Annotated in this window: 21 protein-coding genes and 1 pseudogene; 13 read left to right on the forward strand and 9 right to left on the reverse strand. The window is 72.5% G+C overall.

The features are described 5' to 3' along the window. Positions 1–107 precede the first annotated feature (107 nt). The 4 genes and pseudogenes from pelF to I2W78_RS29845 all read left to right on the forward strand — a co-directional run bounded on the left by pelF (position 108) and on the right by I2W78_RS29845 (position 4,552). A complete protein-coding gene (gene pelF, locus I2W78_RS29830; protein WP_196463338.1) occupies positions 108–1,628 on the forward strand; it encodes a GT4 family glycosyltransferase PelF in 1,521 nt (506 codons plus the stop codon). Next, entirely contained in the window at positions 1,625–3,139 is a 1,515-nt protein-coding gene (locus I2W78_RS29835) for a hypothetical protein (RefSeq protein ID WP_196463339.1), read from the forward strand. The genes pelF and I2W78_RS29835 overlap by 4 nt, the downstream gene beginning before the upstream one ends. Beyond that, positions 3,136–3,782 (forward strand): annotated as a pseudogene (locus I2W78_RS29840) (spherulation-specific family 4 protein). Before I2W78_RS29835 ends, I2W78_RS29840 begins: the two are co-directional and overlap by 4 nt. Next, entirely contained in the window at positions 3,779–4,552 is a 774-nt protein-coding gene (locus tag I2W78_RS29845; protein ID WP_196463340.1) for an endo alpha-1,4 polygalactosaminidase, read from the forward strand. The pseudogene I2W78_RS29840 and the gene I2W78_RS29845 overlap by 4 nt, the downstream one beginning before the upstream one ends. Positions 4,553–4,558: 6 nt before the next feature. Here I2W78_RS29845 and I2W78_RS29850 read toward each other — a convergent pair whose 3' ends face one another. Continuing rightward, positions 4,559–5,341 (reverse strand): adenosylcobinamide-GDP ribazoletransferase, encoded by a 783-nt coding sequence (locus I2W78_RS29850; protein ID WP_196463341.1) that lies wholly within the window; start codon positions 5,339–5,341, stop codon positions 4,559–4,561. 62 nt (positions 5,342–5,403) lie between these two features. Here I2W78_RS29850 and I2W78_RS29855 point away from each other — a divergent pair, with 62 nt between their 5' ends. Further along, positions 5,404–6,168 carry a hypothetical protein gene (locus tag I2W78_RS29855; RefSeq protein ID WP_196463342.1) on the forward strand — a complete coding sequence of 255 codons (765 nt, stop codon included), beginning with the start codon at positions 5,404–5,406 and terminating at the stop codon, positions 6,166–6,168. Here I2W78_RS29855 and I2W78_RS29860 read toward each other — a convergent pair. Beyond that, entirely contained in the window at positions 6,108–6,797 is a 690-nt protein-coding gene (locus tag I2W78_RS29860; protein WP_196463343.1) for a hypothetical protein, read from the reverse strand. The genes I2W78_RS29855 and I2W78_RS29860 overlap by 61 nt on opposite strands. A gap of 481 nt (positions 6,798–7,278) precedes the next feature. After that, positions 7,279–8,361 carry a nicotinate-nucleotide--dimethylbenzimidazole phosphoribosyltransferase gene (cobT, locus tag I2W78_RS29865; protein WP_196463344.1) on the reverse strand — a complete coding sequence of 361 codons (1,083 nt, stop codon included), beginning with the start codon at positions 8,359–8,361 and terminating at the stop codon, positions 7,279–7,281. Between the two features lie 173 nt (positions 8,362–8,534). Here cobT and I2W78_RS29870 point away from each other — a divergent pair, with 173 nt between their 5' ends. Then, complete coding sequence (locus I2W78_RS29870; protein ID WP_196463345.1) at positions 8,535–9,590, forward strand: class I SAM-dependent methyltransferase; 1,056 nt, start codon at positions 8,535–8,537, stop codon at positions 9,588–9,590. 23 nt (positions 9,591–9,613) lie between these two features. Here I2W78_RS29870 and I2W78_RS29875 read toward each other — a convergent pair whose 3' ends face one another. Next, on the reverse strand, positions 9,614–10,822 hold the full coding sequence (locus I2W78_RS29875) for a bifunctional adenosylcobinamide kinase/adenosylcobinamide-phosphate guanylyltransferase (RefSeq protein ID WP_196463346.1): 1,209 nt from the start codon (positions 10,820–10,822) through the stop codon (positions 9,614–9,616). Positions 10,823–10,952: 130 nt separating this feature from the next. Here I2W78_RS29875 and I2W78_RS29880 point away from each other — a divergent pair, with 130 nt between their 5' ends. Further along, positions 10,953–11,165 (forward strand): hypothetical protein, encoded by a 213-nt coding sequence (locus tag I2W78_RS29880; RefSeq protein ID WP_196463347.1) that lies wholly within the window; start codon positions 10,953–10,955, stop codon positions 11,163–11,165. A gap of 36 nt (positions 11,166–11,201) precedes the next feature. Here I2W78_RS29880 and I2W78_RS29885 read toward each other — a convergent pair whose 3' ends face one another. From I2W78_RS29885 to I2W78_RS29895, 3 genes are all read right to left on the reverse strand, one after another. Beyond that, on the reverse strand, positions 11,202–12,257 hold the full coding sequence (locus I2W78_RS29885; protein ID WP_196463348.1) for a S1C family serine protease: 1,056 nt from the start codon (positions 12,255–12,257) through the stop codon (positions 11,202–11,204). A 57-nt stretch (positions 12,258–12,314) separates the two neighbouring features. Beyond that, positions 12,315–13,016, reverse strand: coding sequence for a class I SAM-dependent methyltransferase (locus I2W78_RS29890; RefSeq protein WP_196464779.1), 702 nt, complete (start codon positions 13,014–13,016; stop codon positions 12,315–12,317). An 83-nt stretch (positions 13,017–13,099) separates the two neighbouring features. Next, complete coding sequence (locus I2W78_RS29895; protein WP_196463349.1) at positions 13,100–13,729, reverse strand: DUF3043 domain-containing protein; 630 nt, start codon at positions 13,727–13,729, stop codon at positions 13,100–13,102. 305 nt (positions 13,730–14,034) lie between these two features. Here I2W78_RS29895 and I2W78_RS29900 point away from each other — a divergent pair, with 305 nt between their 5' ends. The 5 genes from I2W78_RS29900 (at position 14,035) to I2W78_RS29920 (ending at position 20,346) form a co-directional block, all read left to right on the forward strand. Then, complete coding sequence (locus I2W78_RS29900; RefSeq protein ID WP_230886753.1) at positions 14,035–14,808, forward strand: PspA/IM30 family protein; 774 nt, start codon at positions 14,035–14,037, stop codon at positions 14,806–14,808. Between the two features lie 19 nt (positions 14,809–14,827). Further along, positions 14,828–15,109 (forward strand): PspA-associated protein PspAA, encoded by a 282-nt coding sequence (pspAA, locus tag I2W78_RS29905; RefSeq protein WP_196463351.1) that lies wholly within the window; start codon positions 14,828–14,830, stop codon positions 15,107–15,109. Positions 15,110–15,175: 66 nt separating this feature from the next. Further along, complete coding sequence (locus I2W78_RS29910) at positions 15,176–16,393, forward strand: sensor histidine kinase (RefSeq protein ID WP_196463352.1); 1,218 nt, start codon at positions 15,176–15,178, stop codon at positions 16,391–16,393. After that, positions 16,390–17,076, forward strand: coding sequence for a response regulator (locus tag I2W78_RS29915; RefSeq protein WP_196463353.1), 687 nt, complete (start codon positions 16,390–16,392; stop codon positions 17,074–17,076). The genes I2W78_RS29910 and I2W78_RS29915 overlap by 4 nt, the downstream gene beginning before the upstream one ends. 156 nt (positions 17,077–17,232) lie before the next feature. Continuing rightward, positions 17,233–20,346: an efflux RND transporter permease subunit gene (locus tag I2W78_RS29920; protein WP_196463354.1), complete on the forward strand. Its 3,114-nt coding sequence runs from the start codon at positions 17,233–17,235 to the stop codon at positions 20,344–20,346. A 64-nt stretch (positions 20,347–20,410) separates the two neighbouring features. Here I2W78_RS29920 and nadA read toward each other — a convergent pair whose 3' ends face one another. After that, positions 20,411–21,595: a quinolinate synthase NadA gene (gene nadA / locus I2W78_RS29925; protein WP_196463355.1), complete on the reverse strand. Its 1,185-nt coding sequence runs from the start codon at positions 21,593–21,595 to the stop codon at positions 20,411–20,413. 342 nt (positions 21,596–21,937) lie between these two features. Between nadA and I2W78_RS29930 the strand changes: the two genes are divergently transcribed. Continuing rightward, the gene (locus tag I2W78_RS29930; protein ID WP_006135694.1) at positions 21,938–22,294 is read left to right on the forward strand and encodes a HesB/IscA family protein; all 357 of its coding nucleotides are present in this window, start codon (positions 21,938–21,940) and stop codon (positions 22,292–22,294) included. A gap of 64 nt (positions 22,295–22,358) precedes the next feature. Here the strand turns inward: I2W78_RS29930 and I2W78_RS29935 are convergent, their stop codons facing one another. Then, positions 22,359–24,263 (reverse strand): hypothetical protein, encoded by a 1,905-nt coding sequence (locus I2W78_RS29935; protein WP_196463356.1) that lies wholly within the window; start codon positions 24,261–24,263, stop codon positions 22,359–22,361. Positions 24,264–24,294: the final 31 nt, after the last annotated feature.

The raw sequence follows: 24,294 nt of genomic DNA on the forward strand, positions 1-24,294 counted from the left end.
TCAAGGGGCGCGGGGAACTGCGCGACCAGCCACACCAAACCCGCACCCGGCCTCCGGTCGGCAGTTCCCCGCACAACATCCGGAAATCAGGGGGGAACCGCGCAGCGATGCGTACCGGCCGTCACGTCACCATGCTCACCGAAGGCACCTACCCACACGTCCACGGCGGCGTCAGCACCTGGTGCGACCAGCTAGTGAAGGGCATGCCGGAAGTCGACTTCCACCTCGTCTCGCTCACCGGCACCGGCCGCGAACCCGTCACCTGGGAGCTGCCGCCCAACGTCTACCGGCACACCTCGGTGCCGACCTGGGGCCCACGCCCGGGCCGCAAGCGGGCACCGTACGGCCGGGCCCGGCGCCGTTTCACCGACTCCTACGAGCGTTTTCTGCTGTCCTTCCTCGACCCGGACGCACCCTGCGACTTCGGCGAGGCGCTGTACGAGCTGGCCGAACTCGCCCGGGACGGACGGCTGTCGGCGGCGCTGCGCACGGAGTCGGCGCTGCGGTCGCTGATGTGGATCTGGACGATGCCGCATCTACCGACGGCGGCGGCCCGGCCGACCGTCCATGACGCCCTGACCGCGACGGACCTGCTGGAGCACGCGCTGCGCCCGCTCGGGGTGCGGATCCCCGAGGACAGCGTCGCCCACGCGGTGAGCAGCGGTCTGGCCACGCTCCCGGCCCTCGCCGCGCACAAGCTGGACGGGGTGCCCTTCCTCCTCACCGAGCACGGCATCTATCTGCGCGAGCGGTACCTCGGTTACCGCCGGGACGCCCAGCGCTGGCCGGTGAAGGCGTTCATGCTCGGCTTCTACCGTGAACTGAATTCACACGGCTATCGAGCGGCCGACCTGATCACACCGTGCAACCAGTACAACCGCCGCTGGGAGGAGCGCGGCGGCGCCGACGCCGACAGGATCCGCACGGTGTACAACGGCGTCGACCCGGCCGCCTTCCCGCACGCCGGCCCCGAACCCGAGATCCCCACCCTCACCTGGTGCGGCCGCGTCGACCCCATCAAGGACCTGGAAACCCTCATCCGCGCCTACGCCATGGTCCGCGCCGAGATCCCGGAAACCCGGCTGCGCCTGTTCGGCCCCGTCCCGCCCGGCGGCGAGGCGTACCGGACGAAACTGGAGAAGCTCGCCGCCGAACTCGGTGTCACCGACGGCCTCACCTTCGAGGGCCGCATCAGCGAGGTCTGGCGCGCCTACGCCGCCGGCCACGTCGTCATGCTGTCGTCCATCTCCGAGGGCTTCCCGTTCTCCCTCATCGAGGCCATGTCCTGCGGCCGTACGACGGTCTCGACCGACGTCGGCGGAGTGCGCGAGGCGGTCGGCGACACCGGCCTGGTCGTGCCGCCGCGCGAGCCGGAGAAGATGGCCGCGGCGGCCCTGACGCTGCTGAGGGACGACGAACGGCGGCTGCGGCTCGCCGAGTCGTCCCGCCAGCGGGTCATCGACCGGTTCACGCTCCGCCGCTGCGTGGAGAACTTCCGCACCATCTACCAGGAACTCGCGGGCCAGGCCGAGGTCTACGAGCCCACGGTCGAGACGGTCGCCGACTGGACTCTCGAACTGCGCGACCCCTGGTACGCGACCGTCGCGACGAACGGAACGGGCTGGTGAGCGGAAGCGTCTGGCTGCCCCCGGGCGCCCGCCCCGACACCCTGCCCGCCATCCCGCGCCGGCGCACCACCCCCAGCTGGGCGCGGCCCGACCCGATCGACGAACTCGCCGAGCGCCTCGACGACTTCATAGCCGCCGCCGTCCACCCCGACGAGATAGCCGCGCTGCTGGAGTCCGACGGACTCTCCGACGCCCGGATACGCGAGCGGTACGGCGTGAAGAACTCCTTCGCCCTCGCCGAGGAGCTCTACGAACGCGTCGGACGCCGTTGTCCCGAACCCGACGGCCCGGTCCACGACCCCTGGCAGGTCGGCCTCCTCGGCTGCCTCCTGCGCGGCGTGGTCTTCGCCCTCCCCGGCCTCGCCTACGTCCTCGGTGCCCCGCTTCTCGCGGGCCCGAGCGACGACTTCGGCCTCCCGGCCGGCACGATCCCGCTCCTCGCGGGCGCCGTGACCGGCTGGATGTGGAACCAGGGGCTCGCCCACCGCGCGTACTCCTGGCTGGGTCTCGGTGACCGCTCCGCCGCCCGCCGCTGTCTCCTCGTGGGCGCCCCGCTCGGCGCCCTGCTCGGCTCGCTCACCGCCCTCGCCGTCGCGGGCACCGCCGCCCCGGCCGCCGTGGCCTTCGCCGCCGGCCAGTCCTGCTACCTGGGCGCCTCCACCACCCTGCTGGTCCTCGGCCGCGAACGCGCCCTGCTCGCCGCGCTGGCGCCGATGGCGGCGGGCGCGGTGGTCGCCCTGCTCACGGACGTGCCCGAGGCGGCCCGCCTCACGCTGCTGCTCGGCTCGCTGGCGGCGGTCGTGATGGTCGCGCTGCTGGAGGTGGCGCCCGCCGTGAAGGAGCTGGGCGAGGGCAGTTGGACGGCCGGACTGACGGCACTGCTGCCGTTCGGGGCGCTGGGCCCCCTGCCGCGCCGCACGGGCGGTCCCCGCCTCGCCGCCTCCCTCCCGTACGCCCTCTTCGGCCTGGCCAGTGGTGTCCTGGTGCTGTACGCGGCACTCGGCGACGTACTCACCGGGCAGGAGCAGAGCGCGCTCGCCGCACCCGCGGCCGTGGCGCTCACGCTCAGCATGGGCCCCGCCGAATGGCTGCTGTACCGCTTCCGCAGCGGCAGCCTGGCCGGACTGCGCTCCGCCGGCACGCCCCGCGCCTTCTGGCGGGCCACCGCCCGCACCGTCGCGCGGTGCCTCACCGGCTACCTCGCCGCCCTGCTCGCCCTCGCCCTGGCCACCGCCGCGCTGTGGCCGCACACCCCGTTCCCCGGCGGTGTCCGCCTGGCCGGGCTGCTGCTGCTCGGCGTGGTGCTGTGGACGGGCCTGCTGCTCCAGTCGTTCGGCGCGGTCATCGGCGCGGCGGCGCTCTGCGGCGCGGCCGCCCTCGCCCAGACGCTGGCCCTGATCACCCACGCAGGCGCCCCGCACCTGGTCGGCGTGACGGTGTACGGCTGCGCGGCCGCCGCCCAGGCCGCCCTGGTCTGCGGCCTGTTGGGAAGGGTCACCGCCCACCGATGAGCACCCTGCTGGTGCCGTACTACGAGCACCCGGCCGCCCGCCCCGCCGAATGGGACGCGATCGTCGCCGCCGCGCCCCGCCTCTACGGCGTCGTCCTCAACCCCGCCAGCGGCCCCGGCGACCACCCCGACGACGCCTTCGCCGAGGTCGCCGCCCGTCTCCGCGCGGCCGGCGTCCGGGTGCTCGGCTACACCGACACCGCCTACGGCCACCGCCGCCACGCCGAGGTCGTCCAGGACCTGACCCGGCACCGCGAGTGGTACGGGGCGGACGGCGCCTTCCTCGACCAGGTGGCCGCGGAACCGGAACGGTTCGGCCACTACCAGCGGCTCGCCACCGCCGCCTGGGGCGCAGGCTGCGACACCCTCGCCCTCAACCACGGCACCCCGCCGCACCCCTCGTACGCCCGCATCGCCGACGTCCTGGTCACCTTCGAGGGCGACTGGACGACGTACCGCGACCTGACCCCGAGGCCCTGGCGCGGCGCGGGCGTGCACCTGTGCCATCTGGTGTACGGCGTCCCGGCCGGCGTCGACGCGGCGGAGCTGGCCCGCGCGCGGGGGCGGCCGTGCACTGCGCGGTACCCGGGATGGGAGATCATCCGTGGGGTACGTTGCCGCACACCCTGGAGCCCGTCCGGTGAGACGCCCGATCCTCCTGATCGCCCTGCTGTTGCTGATCGCGGGCTGCACCTCCGACCCCGAGCCGCCGGACGCCATCTGGCAGCCGCGCCCCGGCACGGACTGGCAGTGGCAGCTGCGCGGCCGCGTCGACACCTCCGTCGACGCCCCCGTCTACGACATCGACGGCTTCGACACCCCCGAGGCCACGGTGGCCGAACTGCACGACAAGGGCCGCAAGGTCATCTGCTACCTCTCCACCGGCGCCTGGGAGGACTGGCGGCCCGACGCGAAGAAGTTCCCCAAGTCGGTCATCGGCGAGGGCAACGGCTGGGAGGGCGAACGCTGGCTCGACATCCGCCGCACCGACGTGCTGGAGCCGCTGATGGCGGCCCGCATGGACATGTGCCGCGACAAGGGCTTCGACGCGGTCGAGCCGGACAACATGGACGGCTACAAGAACCGCACCGGCTTCCCCCTCAAGGCTGCCGACCAGCTCCGCTACAACCGGCTGATCGCCGACCTGGCCCACGAGCGCGGCATGGCGGCCGGCCTGAAGAACGACCTCGACCAGATCCCCGAACTGGTCGACGACTTCGACTTCGCGGTCAACGAACAGTGCGCCCAGTACGACGAGTGCGCCGCCCTCACCCCCTTCATCGAGGCGGGCAAGGCGGTCTTCCACGCCGAGTACGAACTCTCCACGCGCAGCTTCTGCGCCGAGTCCCGCCGGCTGAAGTTGAGCTCGCTGCTGAAGAAGTACGAGTTGGGTGTGTGGCGCCAGAGCTGCTGAGGCGTTTCACCCCAGGGCGAGCACCAGCAGCGCCGTCGTGGCCGCCGTCTCGGCGAGCCCGCCGAACACATCCCCGGTGACCCCGCCGAACCGGCGGACGCAGTGCCGCAGCAGGACGTCGGCGACGACGGCGGAGGCGACCACCGCGAGGGCCGCGCGGGCGATGTCGTACGACCCGAAGGGCGCCCCGGCGGCCGCGGCGGCCCCGGTCACCGCGAGGGCCACGCCCCCCGCCCAGCCCGCGGGGACGACCCCGGCGACGGCCGCCCCCAGCCCGTCCGGCCGGGCGGCCGGCACCCCGGCGCGGGCCGCCAGCGTCAGCGCCAGCCGGGCGGCGGTGGCCGCGACGACGGCGGCGAGCGCGCCCCGGGCCCAGGAGCCCTCGTAGATCTGTGCGAGCGCCGCCACCTGGGCCAGCAGCACGAAGACCAGGGTGAGCACCCCGAACGGCCCGATGTCCGACTGCTTCATGATCCGCAGCGCGTCCTCGGCGGGCTTGCCGCTGCCCAGCCCGTCCGCCGTGTCGGCCAGCCCGTCCAAGTGCAGGCCACGGGTGAGTACGGCGGGGACGGCGACGCTTGCGACGGCGGCGAGCAGCGGACTCGCGCCGAGGAGCAGCAGCAGGAGACCGAGCCCGGCCGCGCACAGGCCGACGACCAGCCCGGCGAGAGGGGCGCAGAGCATCCCGCCGCGTGCGGTCCCACGGTCCCAGCGGGTCACCCGTACCGGCAGGACGGTGAGGGTGCCGAAGGCGAAGCGCAGGCCGTGCGCGGGCGGGAGCAGGGGCATCCCGGCAGGGTACGCGACCGCTCACAGAGCGCCGCACGGTGATCCTGGGCAGACTTGGACCCATGGGGAACTGGCTGGAACGCAACATCGTCGAGCCCGGCAAACTCCCCCTGCTGCTCGCCCTCACCGCCTTCGTGCTGACCTTCCTGATCACCCGGTTGATCACCCGTATGATCCGGGCGGGCAAGGGCCCCTTCGGCAACGTCAGGGCGGGCGGTGTGCACGTCCACCACGTGGTGCCCGGCGTCATCCTCACCCTCGTCGGCGGCTTCGGGGCGGTGGCCGGCGGCCGGCAAGGCTTCGGGGCCTGTCTCTCGGCCGTGGTCTTCGGGATCGGCGCGGGCCTGGTGCTGGATGAGTTCGCGCTGATCCTGCACCTGGCCGACGTGTACTGGACCGAGGCGGGCCGCAAGAGCGTCGAGGCGGTCGTGCTCACCGCCGCGCTGGTCGGCCTGTGGGTGGCCGGTTTCTCGCCGTTCGGCGTCAACGACCTCGACGAGGACGAGCTGCAGGGGCGGGGGACGGTGATCTCCACCGTCGCCGCGAACTTCCTCCTGTCGCTCATCGCCCTCGCCAAGGGCAAGGCCCGCCTGGCGATCCTCGGCGTGATCGTCCCGTTCCTCGCCCTGTTCGGCGCGATCCGGTTGGCCCGCCCCGGCTCCCCGTGGGCTAAACGCCTCTACCGGCGCCGCCCCCGCGCCCGGGCCAGAGCGAGTCTGCGCGCCTACCACCACGACCGCCGCTGGCTGGGTCCCAGCCGTAAGTTTCAGGACTGGCTCGGCGGCACGCCCGACCCCGAGCGGACCCGGGCCCTGGAGAGCCACTGACACAGCGCGGTCACCGCACACAGCACCAGCACCGCCGCGATCGCCGCGAGGTGCTCCTTGCCGGCGAGGTTCTCCTTCACCAGCACCTCGACCACCATCGCGACGACGACCGCTCCGGCGGTGACGTACGCGCCGTGGCGCAGGCCGACGTACACCGCGAGGCCGACGACCGCCGCCGACGGGCCGCTGTCCACGACCTGCGCGTCCGAGGCGGGCAGGCCCAGCGGGTGGCCGGAGCCGAGGGCGATGCCGAGCCGGGCGTACAGTGTGCCGGCGAGGGTGGCGGCGTAGGCGAGCGCGAGGGTGAGCGGGCGGCCGAGGCAGATCTCCGCGATGCCGAGCACCAGCAGGATCTGCAGCAGCGCACCCCACACCGGGAGGTCGAGGGCGGGCACGAACAGCGACAGGGGAGTGCGCAGCAGGGCGAGCCAGAGGGGGTCCTCGGCGCGGACGGCCCCGACGTTCTGCACGAACCGGTAGCCCCACGCCTGTCCGTGCACGAAATGCAGCAGGGCGGTGAGGCCGACGGCCCCGAGCGCCATCGCCACCGCCCGCGCCCGCAGCCCGTCACGGACGGTCCGGTAAAGCGGCCCCCATTCGGCGCGGGCCCAGCGGGCGAGCGGGTTCATCGGGGGCGGCTCCGGACGATGCGGCGGGACGGAATACGTGACGACACGTACGGAGACCGCCCGAAACCTCCCGCAAGTTGCCCACACCGCGAGTGACCTGCACCTCAGGCACCTACCCCGCTTTTCCCGCCGCGACGGCGCTCAGCCACGACGGCGCAGCCTGGCGGTGCCCAACCGGCCGAAGCCGCGCTCGGCCACGACGGCGCAGCCCGGCGGTGCCGAACCGGCCGAAGCCGCGCTCGGCCACGACGGCGCGGCCCGGCGGTGCCCAACCGGCCGAAGCCGCGCTCGGCCACGACGGCGCAGCCCGGCGGTGCCCAACCGGCCGAAGCCGCGCTCGGCCACGACGGCGCGGCCCGGCGGTGCCCAACCGGCCGAAGCCGCGCTCGGCCACGACGGCGCAGCCCGGCGGTGCCGAACCGGCCGAAGCCGCGCTCGGCCACGACGGCGCAGCCCGGCGGTGCCCAACCGGCCGACGCCCCTACTCGGCCTCCGGCTCCTCGCTCGGCTTCTTCTCCGCCGGCCGCTCCGGAAGCTCCGCCGCCAACGCCGCCGCGGCCTGCACCATGGGCAGCGCCAACAGGCCCCCCGCGCCCTCACCGACCGACACCCCGTGGTCGAGCAGCGGCTCCAGCGCCATCCGGTCCAGCGCCTTGGCCTGACCCGGCTCCCCGCTGTTGTGCCCGGCCAGCCACCAGTCCGGCGCCCGGAACGCGATCCGCTGCGCCACCAGCGCACACGCGGCCGCCACCACACCGTCCAGGATCACCGGCGTCTTCCGCACCGCGCACTGGAGCAGGAACCCGGTCATCGCCGCGACATCGGCCCCGCCGACCGTCGCCAGCAACTGCAACTGATCCCCGAGCACCGGCCGCGCCCGCCGCAACGCGTCCCGGATCGCCGCGCACTTGCGCATCCACACCAGGTCGTCGATCGCGAGCCCGCCCCGCCCGGTCACCACCGACGCGTCGGTCCCGCACAGCGCGGCGACCAGCACCCCGGCCACCGTGGTCCCGCCCACGCTCACATCGCCGAGCACCACCAGATCCGTACCGGAGTCGGCCTCCTCGTCGGCCACCGCGACCCCGGCCCGGAACGCCGCCTCGGCCTCCTCGGCGGTCAGCGCGTCCTCGATGTCGATCCGCCCACTGCCCCGCCGTACCCGATGCTTCACGACGTCCTCGGGCAGCGCCTGCGGATCGCAGTCCAGAGCCATGTCCACGACCCGCACCGGCACGCCGAGCCGCCGGGCCAGCACGGACACCGGCCGGCCGCCCTGAAGCACCTCCCGCACCAGCTCCACGGCGCTCCCCGCGGGCCGCGCCGACACCCCCAGCTCCGCGACACCGTGGTCACCGGCGAACAGCACCACCCGCGGCCGTTCCACCGACCGCACCGGTACGGCACCCTGCGCCGCGGCCAGCCACTCACCCAGGTCGTCGAGGCGCCCCAGCGAACCGGGCGGCACGATCTGACGCTCCCGGCGCGCCTCCGCGTCGCGGCGCACCCCGCCGTCCGGGCGCTCGATCAGGTCGGTGAAGTCGTCGAGATTAAGCGAGCTCATTCGCCGAACAGTACCGGCCCCGATCGAACAGGACGGCGCCACATGGCGACCTCGACCCCACCACGTCGTTGCACCCAAGATCGCGATCCCATACGTTCCGTTTTGCAGCGGATTGTCGTATGTCTCGTCGTACGTCCCACCCCGCTCCGTCCGTCGCGCCCCGGGAGCCGCCCATGTCGTCGTCCGCCCCCGTCGCCCCACCGGCGATCGACCTGCGCCGCGCCAAGTACCTCGCCGAACTCGCCCAGGGCACCGCGCGTTTCCACGCGGCGCGGCGCGACAGCTGCCCCTGGTGCGGCGGGCAGCGCCTGCGCACCCGCCTCACGGCACCCGACGTCATCCAGCGCAAGCCGGGCACGTTCACGCTCGACGAGTGCCAGGACTGCGCGCATGTCTTCCAGAACCCCGGTCTCACCCCGGAGGGCGCGGCGTTCTACCACCGGGACCGGGACCTGTACGAGCGCCCGCCCTCGCGGCGCCGCAACCGGCAGCGCGTCCGGGCGATGCTGCGCTTCCCAGTGCCGGAGAGCTGGCTGGACGTGGGCACGGGCGACGGCGACTTCCCGGCCGTCGCCCAGGAGTTGCTCCCGTACACGTCCTTCGACGGCACGGACCCCACCCCGCGCGTCCTGCGCGCCCGCGCCACGGAACGCGTGGAGGAGGCCTACGTGGGGCACCTGACCAGCCCCCGCCTCCTGGCCCGTCTGCGCTCCCGCTACGACGTGGTGAGCGTCTTCCACCAGCTGGAACAGTCCCCGTCACCCCGCGAGGAACTCGGGGCGGCGATCGCGGCCCTCCGTCCCGGCGGTCACCTCGTCCTCGAACTGACCAACCCCCAGAGCGCCTTCGCCGCACTCCTGGGCAAGTGGTGGCCCGGCCACGCGCAACCCCGCCAGGCCCACCTCATCCCGCTCGCCAACGTGTACGAGGTCCTGGAGTCCCACAACTGCACGATCCTCACCACGGACGAGTCCACCCCCCACACCCCCACGGACCTCGCCACGGCGACGACCCGAGCCCTCGCCCAGGCCCTCCCTTCCCCCGACACCCCCTGGCGAGTCACCCCACCCACCCTGCTGCAACACACCACGCGCGCGGCCCTGACACCGGCGACCGTCCCCCTGCGCCTGACAGCCGCGGCCCTGGACCACGCCCTGGCGCCCGTCCTCCGCCGCACCGGCTTCTCCAACGCGTACCGGGTGATCGCCCGCAAGGACCCACTGCCGTAAGCCGGGCGACGCCGGTCGGCTCCTCACCCCCGCAGCACCACGGCCTGCCCCGCCACCACCAGCAGCACCTGCTCGCACTCGCCCGCGAACGCCGCGTTCAGGCGCCCGAGTTCGTCCCGGTAGCGCCGTCCGGACGCGGTGGCGGGGACGATGCCCGAGCCCACCTCGTTCGACACGGCGACCACCACCCGCCGGGTGCCCCGTACCGCCTCCGTCAGCGCGCGCACCCGCTCGCGCAGCGCCTTCTCACCGCCGTCGGCCCACTCCGCGTCGTCCCAGGCGCCCACCGCGTCCATCGCGTCCGTCAGCCACAGCGACAGGCAGTCGATCAGCAGCGGCGGCCCGTCCTCCGCGAGCAGCGGTACCAGGTCGCACGTCTCCACCGTCCGCCACGACCCCGGCCGCCGCTCCCGATGCGCGGCCACCCGCTCCGCCCACTCGCCGTCCCCGTTACGGGTGCCGCCCGTCGCGACGTACAGCACATGGGGGAACGCCTCCAGCCGCCGCTCCGCCTCCACCGACTTGCCCGACCGCGCCCCACCCAGCACCAGCGTCCGGCGCGGCACATCCGGCACCTCCTCGTACGCCCCCACCGCCGCACTCGCCCCGTCCGGCACGGCCCGCGCCCCCGCCGCCGCCAGCCGCCGCCGCGACTCGGCCCCGGGCGGCACGTCGTGATCCAGGTGTACGGCGATGACGTCCGTGGTGGGCCCGACCGCCCCCACCGCCCGCAGCCGCGCCAGCGCGTCCGGCCGCCCCACGACATCCAGGAGCACCATGTCGTACGGCTCCGCAGCCGCGCCCCCCTCCTCGACCCCGGCCGGCGCGCACCCCGGCGGCAGATACAGCAACCGCAGCCCGTCCGGCCCGGTCACCGCGTACCCCGTGCCCGGCGCGTCCATCGCCAGCGCCCGCACCCGATGCCCCGTCAGCAGCGCCAACTCCCGCCCGTCCGGCACCCGCCCGGGCTGCGGCAGCCCGGCCGGCACCTCCACGGGCGGCCCGTCGTGCGGATGCGACAACAGCACCTGCCGTACCCCCGCCAGCGACCGCCCCGCCCGCGCCGCCGCGAACGCCGCCCCCGGCGTCAGGTCGAGCAGCAACGTGCCGTCCACAAGCACCGAGGTCGCCGCGCGCGCGTCCGCGCCCAGTGCTCCGGCACAGGCCGCGCAGGGACAGTCGGGCCGGGGCAGCCCCATCGGGGCGCCGGTGCCGAGCAAAGTAATTTCCACGATCCGATTCTCACCGTTCCCCGCTTGTCATGCCCGCCCGGGACGCTTCGGGAGAACGCGGAGACCTGCTCACCCCCGAGCGAATACCCTTGGCGGCAGCCCGACCAAGATCCAGACACCCGGAGGCGACATGACGGCATGGACGTGGCGGTTCGAGAAGGCCGACGGGACGGAGGTCCAGCCCGCGGTGCAGCCCGAGGAGTTCACCACGCAGGGCGACGCCGAGTCCTGGATCGGGGAGCACTGGAAGGAACTGCTCGCCGGGGGCGCGGACCAGGTACGGCTCTTCGAGGACGCCACCGAGATCTACGGACCGATGAACCTGCACGCGGACCAGGCCTAGGGTGCGGGGCGGCCCTACCCGCAGGCCGCCCCCGTCTCACTGCTCACCCAGCGTCACGTCCACGGTCTGCTCATCGCCGTTCCGAGTGAACGTCACCTTCGTCCGGTCGCCCGGCCGCAGCGCCGCCAGCGCCTCGGCCAGTGAGGTGAGGGTGGTGATCTCCGTGTCACCCAACCTGGTGATGACATCCCCGGGTTCGATCCCGGCCTGCGCCGCCGCCCCGCCACCGCGCACCTCGACGACGGCCACCCCGGCGGCCTGGTACTCGTCGTCGACGACGGTACGGCCCGTGATGCCGAGCGCCGCCCGCCCCGAGTCGGTGACCCGGCCGTCCTTGACGATCTGATCGGCGATCAGCTTCACCGTCGACGCCGGGATCGCGAACCCGATACCGGGCGCCGCGCCCGCCCCGATGCCGGGGTCGGTCGCGCCCAGCGTCGGAATGCCGATGACCTGCCCGTCGAGGTTCACCAGGGCGCCGCCGCTGTTGCCCGGGTTGATGTCCGCCGACGTCTGCACCATGTTGGCGATCGTCGCCCCCGGACCGCCGCCTTCACTGGGCTCCGTGACGGTCCGCCCGGTCGCCGACACGATCCCCTGCGTCACGCTCGACGACAGCCCGAGCGGCGACCCCATCGCCAGCACGATCTGCCCCACCTCGACCTTCTTGGAGTCCCCGAAGGCCGCCGGCCGCAGTCCCTTCGGAGGCCGGTCCAGCTGCACCACGGCCAGGTCCTGCTCGGGATACGAGTAGACGAGCCGGGCCCGCAGCGGGTCCTCGCTGTTGACGGTCGTCACCTGGAACGTGCGCTGCTCACCGACGACGTGCGCGTTGGTCACGATGTGGCCCTTGTCGTCGTACACCACCCCGGAGCCCAGATCCTGGCGGCCCTGGATCTGTACGACCGACGGCAGGACGTCCCTGATCACCCTCTGGTAGTCGTTCTGCAGATCGTTCGCCGCCACCGGCACGGCGGCCTGCGTCGTCGACGGCTCGGACCGCGGCGCCGACCCGCCGACGGTGCACCCGGAGACGAAGACCAGGGCGAGGCAGCACGACAGACCCGCAAGGCGGTAAGGGGGAGCTTCCATGCCCCGAGTCTGACTTCAGGACCACGACACGGGCCCGCGCTGTACGCCCGAACGGGCTCAGCCCCGCACCCCGCACAGATGCAGCAACGCCGCGACCCCCCGGTACGGATCCGTGCGCCCGGCCCGCTCCTCAACCGCCAGCAGCGTCTCCACGTCCGCCGGGACCTCCGCGCCGTCGGACGCCGTGTCGGTGAGGACCCGCACGCCGTACCAGGCGTGCAGCGGTGCGCCGATCCCGGCGAGGGTGGCCGTGAGCGCGCCCAGCCGGTCGGCGCGGACGTCGAGGCCCAGCCGGTTGCGGTACGCCGTGGTGTCGAAGGCGGCGAGCGCCGCGGTCCAGTCGCCGGACAGACCCGGCCGGAGGGCCAGCGCGTCCCCGTTGCGCACCAGCAGCGACAGCAGCCCGCCCGGCGCCAGCATCCGCGCCAGCCCCGCCAGCAGCGGATCGGGATCGTCGACGTACATGAGCACGCCATGACAGAGCACGACGTCGAAGCTGCCGGGCAGGAAGTGCACCCCCGTGTCCCGGCCGTCCCCCTCGATGAGCCGTACCCGCTCCCGGATCCCCTCCGGCTCCTCCGTCAGCGCCGACCTCGCCGCGGCGAGCATGGTGGCGTCCTTCTCTATGCCGGTGACGCGGTGCCCGGCCCGGGCCAGCCGCAGCGCCTGCGTCCCCTGGCCCATCCCCACGTCGAGCACCCGCAGCCGCTGCCCGACCGGGAACCGCCCGGCTATCTGCTCGTCGAGCTGCCGAGCCACCAGCTCCTGCCGTACGACGTCACGCAACCCGCCGAGCTTGCTCAGCCAGGCGTCCGCCGCACCCCCGGAGAAAGCCGTCGCGCTCAGGGCCGCTCTCCGCGCTTGACCTGCGGCTTGGGCAGCCGGAGTCGGCGCATCTGGAGGGAACGCATCAGCGCGTAGGCGACCGCGCCACGCTTGTTCTCGTCGGGGAAGCGCTCGGCCAGCCGCTTCTTCAGCCGGTACCCGGTGACGATCGAGTCCAGCACGATCAGCACGATCACCACCAGCCACAGCAGCAGCGCGACGCTCTGCAGCGCCGGCACCCGCACCATGCTCAGCACGAGGATGACCACGGCCATCGGCAGGAAGTACTCCGCGATGTTGAACCGGGAGTCGACGAAGTCACGGGCGAACCGGCGCACCGGCCCCTTGTCGCGCGCCGGCAGGTACCGCTCGTCACCGCCCGCCAGCGCCTGACGCTGCCGCTCCATGGCGGCACGGCGCTCCTCGCGCTGTCGCTTGGCGGCCTCCTTGCGCGTCATCGACGTGTTGGCGACGCTGCGGCGCTGAGACTGGGCCTCACTGCGCTTGGGTGTCGGCCGGCCCTTCGGGGCCTGCGGGTCACGGGTCTGCTTGGAGTCGGTCACCTGGGCCTGGGCGGCGACGGCGGCCTTCTCGTCTTTGGCACGGCTACGGAACACAAAACCCAAGGGTACGGGGTCCCGGGGCATGGACCCCAGTCCCGCGGGGAACGATCCCGCAACACCAGTCGTCTGTAAGGGGACAGAGGGGACGATGTGTACGCCCTCGGGTCCCCCCGGGTGCGAGCACTCGGGTCCCCCGGGGCATACCCGGGGACCACCTACTCCCTACGCCGGAGCAGGAGCGCACTCAGTCGTCCTTGGGGATGAGCGCATCCGTCCCCGAACAGTGCGGTAATGGAAGCAGGGCCCGTACTGTGGGTTCTGTCGCAGAGCTGGAGCTGGAGTCCGTCAGAAGGGGGCGCGCGAAGCCCATGAGCGGTGTCATGAAGCGTATGGGGATGATCTTCCGCGCGAAGGCGAACAAGGCCCTTGACCGGGCCGAGGACCCGCGCGAGACCCTCGATTACTCGTACCAGAAGCAGCTGGAGCTGCTCCAGAAGGTCCGCCGTGGTGTCGCGGACGTGGCGACCTCGCGCAAGCGCCTGGAGCTCCAGCTGAACCAGTTGCAGACGCAGTCGACGAAGCTGGAGGACCAGGGCCGCAAGGCGCTCGCGCTCGGCCGTGAGGACCTGGCCCGCGAGGCCCTCTCCCGCCGCGCCGCCCTCCAGCAGCAGGTCACGGACCTGGAGACCCAGCACGCGACGCTCCAGGGCGAGGAGGAGAAGCTCACCCTCGCGGCCCAGCGCCTCCAGGCCAAGGTCGACGCCTTCCGCACGAAGAAGGAGACGATCAAGGCGACGTACACCGCGGCCCAGGCCCAGACCCGGATCGGCGAGGCCTTCACCGGCATCTCCGAGGAGATGGGCGACGTCGGCCTGGCCATCCAGCGGGCCGAGGACAAGACGGCCCAGCTCCAGGCCCGGGCCGGCGCGATCGACGAACTCCTCGCCTCCGGCGCCCTCGACGACCCCACCGGCATGGCCAAGGACGACATCCAGGCCGAGCTGGACCGGCTCTCCGGTGGTACGGATGTGGAGCTGGAACTGCAGCGCATGAAGGCGGAGCTGGCCGGCGGCTCCGGTGGCCAGCAGGCCATCGAGGGCGGCAAGGACCAGCCCCAGTCCCAGCAGCAGCCGCAGGACACCCCGCGCTTCGACAAGCAGTAGTCACCCACCGGAGGGCGACATGATCGTACGGATCATGGGGGAGGGGCAGGTGAGGCTGGCCGACAGCCACCTCACCGAGCTGAACAAGCTGGACGACGAGCTCCTGGCGGAAATGGAGAACGGCGACGGTCCCGGCTTCCGCCGCACCCTTGAGGCCCTCCTCACCCAGGTCCGCGAACTGGGCGATCCCCTCCCCGACGACTCCCTCGAACCCTCGGAACTGATCCTCCCGTCCCCCGACGCGACCCTGGAAGAGGTACGGGAGCTGCTGAGCGACGACGGACTGATCCCGGGGGGCTGACGAACGGCGGGGCCGGCAGTCGGCCCCCGTTCCAAGCCCCGCGAGGTACCCGTACCGTTGACAGCCGTGAGCACCCTCGAAAGCGCCCGGCGCCGTCTGAAGGCCCACCCCGCGGCGCTGGACGCGGCGCTGGCGGCCGGCGTACTGATCTGCATGGTGGCCGGCTCCTTCGTGGACCCGCACGGCAAGCACGGCGTCAACTGGGCGCTGCGCACCCCGGACGTCCTCAGCCTCGTCCTCATGGTGCTCGGCGCCGCCGCCCTGGTGTTCCGCAGGCGCGCCCCCATACGGGTCCTCGGCATCACCGGCTCCCTCTCCGTCGTCGAGTTCGTCACCGGCGACCCCCGGGCCCCGGTCGCCATGGCCGCCGTGGTCGCCCTCTACACCGTCGCCGCCGCCACCGACCGCTCCACCACCTGGCGCGTCGGCCTGCTCACCATGGCCCTGCTGACCGGCGCCGCCATGCTCGCCGGCCCCCTGCCCTGGTACGCGCAGGAGAACCTCGCCGTGTTCGCCTGGAGCGGTATGGCCGCGGCCGGCGGCGACGCCGTCCGCAGCCGCCGGGACTTCGTGCAGGCCATCCGCGAGCGCGCCGAGAAGGCCGAGCGCACCCGCGAGGAGGAGGCCCGCCGCCGGGTCGCCGAGGAGCGGCTGCGCATCGCCCGCGACCTGCACGACGTGGTCGCCCACCACATCGCCCTGGTCAACGTGCAGGCCGGGGTCGCCGCCCACGTCATGGACAAGCGGCCCGACCAGGCCAAGGAGGCCCTCGCGCACGTCCGCGAAGCCAGTCGCTCCGCGCTCAACGAACTGCGCGCCACCGTCGGCCTGCTCCGCCAGTCCGACGACCCCGAGGCCCCGACCGAACCCGCCCCCGGCCTGGACCGCCTCGACGAACTCGTCGGCACCTTCCGCAGCGCCGGCCTGCACGTCGAGGTAGCCCGCACCGACCACGACACCAGCCTCCCCGCCGCCGTCGACCTGGCCGCGTACCGCGTCATCCAGGAAGCCCTCACCAACGTCCAGAAACACGCCGGTACGGCGGCGAAGGCCGAGGTCAGCGTCGTCCGCGTGGGGCCGAACATCGAGATCACCGTCCTCGACAACGGCTCCGGCCAGGACGACGGCCCTGTCTCCGGCGGCCACGGACTGCTGGGCATGCGCGAACGCGTCACCGCCCTGCGCGGCACCCTCACCACCGGTCCTCGCTACGGCGGCGGCTTCCGCGTGCATGCGATCCTGCCGGTCAAGACCCGTACCGCCCCAGCGAAGGACCCCGTATGACGATCCGTGTCCTGCTCGCCGACGACCAGGCGCTGCTGCGCAGTGCCTTCCGGGTGCTCGTCGACTCCGAGCCGGACATGGAGGTGGTGGGGGAGGCGTCCGACGGGGCGGAGGCGGTACGGCTGGCGAAGGAGCGGCGCGCCGACGTCGTCCTGATGGACATCCGGATGCCCGGCACCGACGGCCTCGCCGCGACCCGGATGATCAGCGCCGACCCCGGCCTCGCCCACGTCCGGATCGTCATCCTGACCACGTTCGAGGTCGACGACTACGTGGTGCGGTCGCTGCGCGCGGGCGCCTCCGGCTTTCTCGGCAAGGGCTCCGAGCCGGACGAGCTGCTCACCGCCATCCGGGTCGCGGCCGGCGGCGAGGCGCTGCTGTCCCCGACCGCCACCAAGGGCCTGATCGCCCGCTTCCTCGCCCAGGGCGGCGACCTCGACGACACCGACCGCGACCACGCCCGCACCGCGCGGCTGGACGCGCTGACGGGGCGGGAGCGGGAGGTCCTCGTCCAGGTCGCGGGCGGGCACTCCAACGACGAGATCGCCGAACGCCTGGAGGTCAGCCCGCTGACGGTGAAGACGCACGTCAACCGGGCCATGGCCAAGCTGGGCGCGCGCGACCGGGCGCAGCTGGTGGTGATCGCGTACGAGTCGGGGCTGGTACGTCCAAGGGTGGACTGACCCCGAGCGGTGTGTACTGCGGCCGGAGTATGCGCCGTATAAGGAAATGGACCCAGGGGCGACGGATCACCGGGGGGCGATGGCTCAGGGTGTAGGTACGGGCGCTCACATGCGCCCGCCGCTCCTGCTCAGGCCACAGAAGAGAGACGCTGACCCATGTCCTGGCTGTCCAGATTCAGCCTCGCGCAACGGGCCCTGATAGGGCTGATGTCGATCGTCGCGCTCGCCTTCGGTGCGATCGCGATCCCACAGCTCAAGCAGCAACTGCTGCCCACCATCGAACTGCCCATGGTGTCGGTGCTCGCGCCGTACCAGGGCGCGTCCCCGGACGTGGTCGAGAAGCAGGTCGTCGAGCCCATCGAGGACACCCTCGAAGCCGTCGACGGCATCACCGGCGTCACCTCCACGGCGAGCGAGGGCAACGCCGTGATCATGGCGTCCTTCGACTACGGCAACAACACCGACCAGCTCGTCGCCGACGTCCAGCAGGCCGTCAACCGGGCCCGTGTGCAGCTCCCGGACGACGTCGACCCGCAGGTCATCGCCGGCTCGACGGACGACATCCCGACCGTCGTCCTCGCCGTCACCTCCGGCGAGGACCAGCAGGCGCTGGCCGACCGGCTGGACCGGACCGTCGTACCGGCCCTGGAGGACATCGACGGCGTCGGTCAGGTCACCGTCGACGGCGTGCGGGACCTCCAGGTCTCCGTCACCCCGGACGACCGCAAGCTGGCCCGGGCCGGCCTCACCGTCCAGAGCCTCGTCCAGGCCCTCCAGGCGGGCGGCGCCACCGTCCCGGCCGGCTCGTTCGACGAGGACGGCGGCAACCGCACCGTGCAGGTCGGCGGCGCCTTCACCTCGCTGCGGCAGATCGAGAACCTGATGATCACCGGCGAGGGCGTCGACAAGCCTGTGCGTCTCGGCGCGGTCGCGGAGGTGACCGAGAAGCAGGCCAGGGCCGAGTCCCTCACCCGCACCAACGGCAAGCCCAGCCTCGCCGTCGCCGTCACCATGGACCGCGACGGCAGCGCGGTCGCCATCTCCGAGGCGGTCGAGGACAAGCTGCCCGAGATGCGCGCTGACCTCGGCTCCGGCGCCACCGTCACGGTCGTCAGCGACCAGGGCCCGGCGGTCTCGAAGTCCATCGAGGGCCTCACCACGGAGGGCGGGCTCGGTCTGCTCTTCGCGGTCCTGGTGATCCTGGTCTTCCTGGCGTCGATCCGCTCGACGCTGGTCACGGCGGTCAGCATTCCGCTCTCCGTCGTGCTGGCCCTGATCGTGCTGTGGACGCGGGACCTGTCCCTGAACATGCTCACGCTGGGCGCCCTGACCATCGCCATCGGCCGGGTCGTCGACGACTCGATCGTGGTGCTGGAGAACATCAAGCGGCACCTCGGCTACGGCGAGGAGCGCCAGTCGGCGATCCTGAACGCCGTCCGCGAGGTGGCCGGCGCGGTGACGTCCTCGACGCTCACCACGGTCGCGGTGTTCCTGCCGATCGGTCTGGTCGGCGGCATGGTGGGCGAGCTGTTCGGCTCGTTCTCGCTGACCGTCACCGCCGCCCTGCTGGCCTCGCTGCTGGTCTCGCTGACGGTCGTACCGGTCCTGTCGTACTGGTTCCTGCGCGCCCCGAAGGGCACCCCCGAGGACGCCGAGGAGGCCCGCCGCCTGGCGGAGGAGAAGGAGGCGAAGAGCAGGCTCCAGCGGTTCTACGTCCCCGTCCTGCGCTTCGCCACCCGGCGCCGCCTGACCAGCGTGGCCATCGCGGTCGTCGTGCTGATCGGCACCTTCGGCATGGCGCCGCTGCTGAAGACCAACTTCTTCGACCCGGGCGAGCAGGCGGTCCTCTCCGTCAAGCAGGAGCTGGAGCCCGGCACCAGCCTGGCCGCGACCGACGCCCAGGCGAAGAAGGTCGAGCAGCTGCTCGCCGACACCGAGGGCGTCAAGGACTACCAGGTGACGGTCGGCTCCTCCGGCTTCATGGCCGCCTTCGGCGGCGGCACCGACACCAACCAGGCCTCGTACTCGGTGATGCTGGAGGACTCGGCGTCGTCCAAGGACGTCCAGGACCGCATCGACGCGGGCCTGAAGAAGCTCGACGGCATCGGCACGACCACCGTCTCGGTCGGTGACGGCTTCGGCAGCCAGGACCTCAGCGTGGTCGTGAAGGCGGCCGACGCGGACGTGCTGCGCGAGGCCTCCGAGGAGGTCCGCAAGACGGTGGCGGGTCTGGACGACGTCACGGACGTCACCAGCGACCTGGCGCAGAGCGTGCCGCGCATCTCCGTGACGGCCAAGCCCTCGGCGGCGGCCGCCGGGTTCAACGACCAGACGCTGGGCGCGGCCGTGGCCCAGGCGGTGCGCGGCACCACCGCGGGCACGGCGACGCTGGACGACACCGAGCGGGACATCGTCATCACGTCCGAGAAGCCGGCCGACACCCTCGCCGAGCTGCGCAGGCTGCCGCTCGGCCCGGTGCGGCTGGGTGACATCGCGACCGTCAAGGAGGTGGACGGGCCGGTCTCCATGACCCGGATCGACGGTCAGCGCGCGGCCACCGTCACCGCCAGGCCGACCGGCGACAACACGGGCGCGATCAGCACCGAGCTGCAGCAGAAGCTCGACAAGTTGGACCTCCCGGAGGGCGCCACCGTCCAGATCGGCGGCGTCTCCGAGGACCAGGAAGAGGCCCAGGCCAACCTGATCCTGGCGATGCTGGCGGCCATCGCGATCGTCTTCATGCTGCTGGTCGCGACCTTCCGGTCGCTGGTCCAGCCGCTGATCCTGCTGGTCTCCATCCCGTTCGCCGCGACGGGCGCGATCGGACTGCTGATCGCGACCGACACCCCGATGGGCGTCCCCGCGATGATCGGCATGCTGATGCTGATCGGCATCGTGGTGACCAACGCGATCGTGCTGATCGACCTCATCAACCAGTACCGCAGGCAGGGTTACGGCGTCGTCGAGGCCGTGGTCGAGGGGGGCCGTCACCGGCTCCGCCCGATCCTGATGACCGCCCTGGCGACCATCTTCGCCCTGCTCCCGATGGCCCTGGGCATCACCGGCGAGGGCGGCTTCATAGCCCAGCCGCTGGCGGTGGTCGTGATCGGCGGTCTGATCACCTCCACCCTGCTGACCCTGCTGCTGGTCCCGACGCTCTACGCGATGCTGGAGCTCCGCAAGGAGCGCCGGGCGAAGAAGCGGGCGGCGAAGCGGCAGGCGAAGTCGCAGACTCCGGCGGAACCGCAGCCGGAACCGGCGGGGGTCTGACCGCATGACGAAGGGGCCGCACCTCGCAGGGTGCGGCCCCTTCACGCGTTACTGCCGCCGGAGGCTACGGCAGCGCCAGCATCCGCTCCAGCGCCAGCTTCGCGAACGCCTCGGTCTCCTTGTCGACCTCGATGCGGTTGACCAGGTTGCCCTCGGCCAGGGACTCCAGGGCCCAGACCAGATGGGGCAGGTCGATGCGGTTCATGGTCGAGCAGAAGCAGACCGTCTTGTCGAGGAAGACGATCTCCTTGCCCTCGGGCGCGAAACGGTTCGCCAGGCGGCGGACCAGGTTCAGCTCCGTGCCGATGGCCCACTTGGAGCCGGCCGGCGCGGCCTCCAGGGCCTTGATGATGTACTCCGTCGAGCCGACGTAGTCCGCGGCCGACACCACCTCGTGCTTGCACTCGGGGTGGACCAGCACGTTCACGCCGGGGATGCGCTCACGCACGTCGTTGACCGAGTCGAGGTTGAAACGGCCGTGCACCGAGCAGTGGCCGCGCCACAGGATCATCTTCGCGGCCCGCAGCTCGTCGGCGGTCAGGCCGCCGTTCGGCTTGTGCGGGTTGTAGACCACGCAGTCGTCGAGGGACATGCCCATGTCGCGCACCGCGGTGTTGCGGCCGAGGTGCTGGTCGGGCAGGAAGAGCACCTTCTCGCCCTGCTCGAACGCCCACTCCAGGGCCCGCTTGGCGTTGGAGGAGGTGCAGATCGTGCCGCCGTGCTTGCCGGTGAAGGCCTTGATGTCGGCGGAGGAGTTCATGTACGAGACGGGCACGACCTGCTCGGCTGTCCCGGCCTCGGTCAGCACGTCCCAGCACTCGGCGACCTGCTCGGCCGTCGCCATGTCGGCCATCGAGCAGCCGGCGGCCAGGTCCGGCAGCACGACCTTCTGGTCGTCGGACGTCAGGATGTCCGCGGACTCGGCCATGAAGTGCACGCCGCAGAAGACGATGTACTCGGCCTCGGGGCGCGCGGCCGCGTCCCTGGCCAGCTTGAAGGAGTCGCCCGTGACATCCGCGAACTGGATGACCTCGTCGCGCTGGTAGTGGTGGCCGAGCACGAAGACCTTGTCGCCCAGCTTCTCCTTGGCCGCGCGGGCGCGCTCGACCAGGTTCGGGTCGGACGGCGAGGGCAGGTCGCCGGGACACTCGACGCCGCGCTCGCTCCTCGGGTCGGCCTCACGGCCGAGCAGCAGCAGGGCGAGGGGCGTCGGCTGTACGTCGAGCTCCTGGGTCTGGGCGGTGGTCACGACACGCACCCTTTCTGTTCTGCGGCTCGCCGACCCGGGGAGCCGGATCGGCGGGACATACGGGACACCTTTTCGACTTTTCGTCGAAATGACGCTATCTATCATAACCGCTTCACGTCAGTTTGACGATGGCCATTGCGTCGATGTGACGTGAATCCCGACACCTCCCTGTCGTATGGCGTTGTCCCGTTGTCCACAGGCTGCTGTGCGCTCCCGGAGGCATGTGCGAGCATGAAGAGGACGCCAAGGAGAAAAGACACGGGCCCGCCCCGGAATGAATCCACGGCCCCGCCGGTTGCAACCGTCGGCAAGCAGTCTCCGTACAACCCGGGAGAGATGTAGATGTCCGTATCGGACGAGACCACCACCGTCACCGACGGCATCATCCTGACCGACGCCGCCGCGTCCAAGGTCAAGGCGCTGCTCGACCAGGAAGGCCGCGACGACCTCGCGCTGCGCGTCGCCGTCCAGCCCGGCGGCTGCTCCGGCCTGCGCTACCAGCTCTTCTTCGACGAGCGCTCGCTCGACGGCGACGTGGAGAAGGACTTCGGTGGGGTCAAGGTCGTCACCGACCGGATGAGCGCTCCCTACCTGGGCGGCGCGACCATCGACTTCGTGGACACCATCGAGAAGCAGGGCTTCACGATCGACAACCCGAACGCGACGGGTTCCTGCGCCTGCGGCGACTCCTTCAGCTGACCCACAGGTGTGAGTGAAGGCGGCGGCCCCCTCCGAGGGGACCGCCGCCTTCTTCCTGTCATGGTCACTGGGGCAGCCGGGCTCCCGGCTTCTCAAGCGGAACGCCCTTGCCGTCCGAGCCGACCACCTTCCGGTCACCGAGCGGCTCGTCCAGCTGCACGGTCCGGTAGTGGACCTTGGCGATCAGGATGCAGACCTTGTCCGGCCACGGCTTCTCGGTCACCGTCACGGTCACCTTGTCGGACCCCTCGACCGCCTTCGCCTCGTAGTCGGCACACACCCCGCCCGTGAAGCTCACGGTCAGCTCCCGGCCCTCGGCGGTGTAGCCCTCCACCTGGACGTCCCGGGCGCGCGGCGCGTCCCCGGGCTCGGACGGGCGCGGACTGACCTGCCCGCCCGACTGGGTCGAGGCCAGGTACTTCGGGTCGATCGCCGGATACGTCACCGTGAAGCTGTCCTGCGCCCCCGGCGCCCTGACCTCGAACAGCCAGGACGGCACCAGCGCCGGCCGGGCGTCCACCGAGTGCGAGGCCAGCCCGAACACCGCCTCCTCGACGGCGATCCGCTCCTGCTTGGGCGCGCCGGTCGCCGCACCGCAGGACGCGTCGCCCTCCAGCGGTACGGGGCTGGCGCAGCCGCCGATGCCGGCGCGCGGGGCGGGGCCCTGCGCCGCGTTCATCAGCTCCAGCGTCCGCTCCGCGCTCAGCACGGGGTACGTCGCCCCCTTCACCGGCGCCGTCAACTGGCCGCTGGCGGCCACCACGTCGCCCTGGGCGCCGACCGTGACCCCGGTCGGCCAGCCGTACGTCGGCAGCCCGCCGACCACCGGATCGGCGTTCACGACTCGCTGCGCGCCCATGACCTGGCCGGCGTCCACCTTGGCGGAGTCCTGCCCGACCGCCTTCAGGATCGGCGCGGCCGCCTTCCTCGCCGCCTCCTCGCTCACCGGATCGACGGAACCGGCGGAGGGGCCCTTGGCGCACGTCGTGGTGCCCTGGCAGTTGTCGGTGCCGGGGGCGTACCGGTGGAAGGTCCAGGTGCCGGGCGCCTGCCGGTTCACCTGGAGGCTGGGGCCCTGACCGTCCTGGCCGCCGATCTTCCAGGCCTGCCCTTCGGCGACCGGCGTCCCGGCCAGGTCGAGCGCCTCGGCGAGCCGCGCCACGTCCTCCTGGGTGACCTCGCCCTTCGGCCAGTGCACGGCCGCCGAGCGCGGGCCGTCCGGGAGGGTTCCGTCGGCCTTGTAGGTGACGCCGTTCGGGTCGGGTTCGCCGGGGGCGATGCCGTTCGGGGTGCCGGAGGAGTAGCCGTCGAGGGCGAGCGGCGGGGGAGTGCCGTTCCCCGCCGGGGCACCGGACCCCGTACCGCTGCCGGAGCCGCCACCGGCCGACGCCGCGAGATAGGCTCCGCCGCCTCCCACCAGCAGCACGGCGGCGGCGACGGAGGCGATGACAGCGGGGGAGCGACGGCGGGCGGGACGGACGGCGTCCCCCTGGCCCGGCTCCTCGCGGGTGACGTCGTGATCGGCGCCGGGTTCGGGGTGCGCGGCGTCCTGATCGGCGTCGCGCTCGTGATGGGCGGCGTCCTGATCGGCGCCGGGCGCGTGATGGGCGGCGTCCTGATCGGCGCCGGGCTCGTGAAGGGTTGCGGTCTGATCGGCGCCGGGCTCGTGAAGGGTTGCGTCCTGTTCGGCGCGCTGGTCTTCGCGGGCGGTGTCCTGATCGGCGCCGGATTCGTCAGGGGTTGCGTCCTGTTCGGCGTCGGGCGCGTGAAGGGTTGCGTCCTGATCGGCGCCCTGCTCCTCGCCGGCGGTGTCCTGATCGGCGCCTTCCTCGGCGGTCCCGGAGGCAGGCGCGTCCCCAGAGGCGTGCGCCTCCTCCGAAGCCCGCGCGTCCTCCGAGCCCCGCCGGGAGGCCTGCGCGCCGGTCCCGCCCGCGACGTCGTCGTCGTTGTCGGGTCGCTCGGTGTTCACCGCATCGCTCCTTCGGCTGCACAGCTCACGC

This window comes from Streptomyces spinoverrucosus, assembly GCF_015712165.1.
GTDB lineage: Bacteria > Actinomycetota > Actinomycetes > Streptomycetales > Streptomycetaceae > Streptomyces > Streptomyces spinoverrucosus_A.

Excerpts from the sequence above, each read along its gene's own strand:
- pspAA (WP_196463351.1), top strand. The coding sequence starts at position 14,828 with ATGATCGTACGGATCATGGGGGAGGGGCAGGTGAGGCTGGCCGACAGC.
- I2W78_RS29900 (WP_230886753.1), top strand. The coding sequence starts at position 14,035 with ATGGGGATGATCTTCCGCGCGAAGGCGAACAAGGCCCTTGACCGGGCC.
- I2W78_RS29850 (WP_196463341.1), bottom strand. The coding sequence starts at position 5,341 with ATGCCCCTGCTCCCGCCCGCGCACGGCCTGCGCTTCGCCTTCGGCACC.
- I2W78_RS29930 (WP_006135694.1), top strand. The coding sequence starts at position 21,938 with ATGTCCGTATCGGACGAGACCACCACCGTCACCGACGGCATCATCCTG.
- I2W78_RS29870 (WP_196463345.1), top strand. The coding sequence starts at position 8,535 with ATGTCGTCGTCCGCCCCCGTCGCCCCACCGGCGATCGACCTGCGCCGC.
- I2W78_RS29920 (WP_196463354.1), top strand. The coding sequence starts at position 17,233 with ATGTCCTGGCTGTCCAGATTCAGCCTCGCGCAACGGGCCCTGATAGGG.
- I2W78_RS29885 (WP_196463348.1), bottom strand. The coding sequence starts at position 12,257 with ATGGAAGCTCCCCCTTACCGCCTTGCGGGTCTGTCGTGCTGCCTCGCC.
- I2W78_RS29860 (WP_196463343.1), bottom strand. The coding sequence starts at position 6,797 with ATGAACCCGCTCGCCCGCTGGGCCCGCGCCGAATGGGGGCCGCTTTAC.
- I2W78_RS29895 (WP_196463349.1), bottom strand. The coding sequence starts at position 13,729 with ATGCCCCGGGACCCCGTACCCTTGGGTTTTGTGTTCCGTAGCCGTGCC.
- I2W78_RS29915 (WP_196463353.1), top strand. The coding sequence starts at position 16,390 with ATGACGATCCGTGTCCTGCTCGCCGACGACCAGGCGCTGCTGCGCAGT.
- cobT (WP_196463344.1), bottom strand. The coding sequence starts at position 8,361 with ATGAGCTCGCTTAATCTCGACGACTTCACCGACCTGATCGAGCGCCCG.
- I2W78_RS29880 (WP_196463347.1), top strand. The coding sequence starts at position 10,953 with ATGACGGCATGGACGTGGCGGTTCGAGAAGGCCGACGGGACGGAGGTC.
- I2W78_RS29855 (WP_196463342.1), top strand. The coding sequence starts at position 5,404 with ATGGGGAACTGGCTGGAACGCAACATCGTCGAGCCCGGCAAACTCCCC.
- pelF (WP_196463338.1), top strand. The coding sequence starts at position 108 with ATGCGTACCGGCCGTCACGTCACCATGCTCACCGAAGGCACCTACCCA.